A 2,095-nucleotide genomic window follows, 5' to 3' on the forward strand; every position below is an offset into this window, starting at 1 on the left:
CGATGTCCGAATGGGGAAACCCAGTGCAATTCGTTGCACTATCGTTAACTGAATACATAGGTTAACGAGGCGAACCGGGGGAACTGAAACATCTAAGTACCCCGAGGAAAAGAAATCAACCGAGATTCCCCCAGTAGCGGCGAGCGAACGGGGAGCAGCCCGGAGTCTGAATCAGCTTGTGTGTTAGTGGAAGCGTCTGGAAAGTCGCACGGTACAGGGTGACAGTCCCGTACACGAAAATGCACAGGTTGTGAACTCGAAGAGTAGGGCGGGACACGTGGTATCCTGTCTGAATATGGGGGGACCATCCTCCAAGGCTAAATACTCCTGACTGACCGATAGTGAACCAGTACCGTGAGGGAAAGGCGAAAAGAACCCCGGCGAGGGGAGTGAAAAAGAACCTGAAACCGTGTACGTACAAGCAGTGGGAGCACCTTCGGGTGTGACTGCGTACCTTTTGTATAATGGGTCAGCGACTTATATTCTGTAGCAAGGTTAACCGTATAGGGGAGCCGCAGGGAAACCGAGTCTTAACTGGGCGTTAAGTTGCAGGGTATAGACCCGAAACCCGGTGATCTAGCCATGGGCAGGTTGAAGGTTGGGTAACACTAACTGGAGGACCGAACCGACTAATGTTGAAAAATTAGCGGATGACCTGTGGCTGGGGGTGAAAGGCCAATCAAACCGGGAGATAGCTGGTTCTCCCCGAAAGCTATTTAGGTAGCGCCTCGTGAACTCATCTTCGGGGGTAGAGCACTGTTTCGGCTAGGGGGCCATCCCGGCTTACCAACCCGATGCAAACTACGAATACCGAAGAATGTTATCACGGGAGACACACGGCGGGTGCTAACGTCCGTCGTGAAGAGGGAAACAACCCAGACCGCCAGCTAAGGTCCCAAAGTCATGGTTAAGTGGGAAACGATGTGGGAAGGCACAGACAGCCAGGATGTTGGCTTAGAAGCAGCCATCATTTAAAGAAAGCGTAATAGCTCACTGGTCGAGTCGGCCTGCGCGGAAGATGTAACGGGGCTAAACCATGCACCGAAGCTGCGGCAGCGACGCTTATGCGTTGTTGGGTAGGGGAGCGTTCTGTAAGCCGTCGAAGGTGTGCTGTGAGGCATGCTGGAGGTATCAGAAGTGCGAATGCTGACATAAGTAACGATAAAGCGGGTGAAAAGCCCGCTCGCCGGAAGACCAAGGGTTCCTGTCCAACGTTAATCGGGGCAGGGTGAGTCGACCCCTAAGGCGAGGCCGAAAGGCGTAGTCGATGGGAAACAGGTTAATATTCCTGTACTTGGTGTTACTGCGAAGGGGGGACGGAGAAGGCTATGTCAGCCGGGCGACGGTTGTCCCGGTTTAAGCGTGTAGGTGTGTGTTCCAGGCAAATCCGGTTCACTTTAACACTGAGGCGTGATGACGAGGCACTACGGTGCTGAAGTGATAAATGCCCTGCTTCCAGGAAAAGCCTCTAAGCATCAGGTAACACGAAATCGTACCCCAAACCGACACAGGTGGTCAGGTAGAGAATACCAAGGCGCTTGAGAGAACTCGGGTGAAGGAACTAGGCAAAATGGTGCCGTAACTTCGGGAGAAGGCACGCTGATATGTAGGTGAAGTCCCTGCGGACGGAGCTGAAATCAGTCGAAGATACCAGCTGGCTGCAACTGTTTATTAAAAACACAGCACTGTGCAAACACGAAAGTGGACGTATACGGTGTGACGCCTGCCCGGTGCCGGAAGGTTAATTGATGGGGTTAGCGGCAACGCGAAGCTCTTGATCGAAGCCCCGGTAAACGGCGGCCGTAACTATAACGGTCCTAAGGTAGCGAAATTCCTTGTCGGGTAAGTTCCGACCTGCACGAATGGCGTAATGATGGCCAGGCTGTCTCCACCCGAGACTCAGTGAAATTGAACTCGCTGTGAAGATGCAGTGTACCCGCGGCAAGACGGAAAGACCCCGTGAACCTTTACTATAGCTTGACACTGAACACTGGTCCTTGATGTGTAGGATAGGTGGGAGGCTTTGAAGCGTGGACGCCAGTCTGCGTGGAGCCGTCCTTGAAATACCACCCTTTAATGGCTGGTGTTCTAACGT

At 53.1% G+C, this 2,095-nt stretch carries 1 rRNA gene; it reads left to right on the top strand.

What is annotated here, in order from left to right:
• Nucleotides 1–2,095 (top strand): 23S ribosomal RNA (locus APT89_RS06675); the annotation flags it as partial.

The sequence above is a fragment of the Enterobacter sp. 50588862 genome, from assembly GCF_001462935.1.
Classification (GTDB): domain Bacteria; phylum Pseudomonadota; class Gammaproteobacteria; order Enterobacterales; family Enterobacteriaceae; genus Enterobacter; species Enterobacter bugandensis.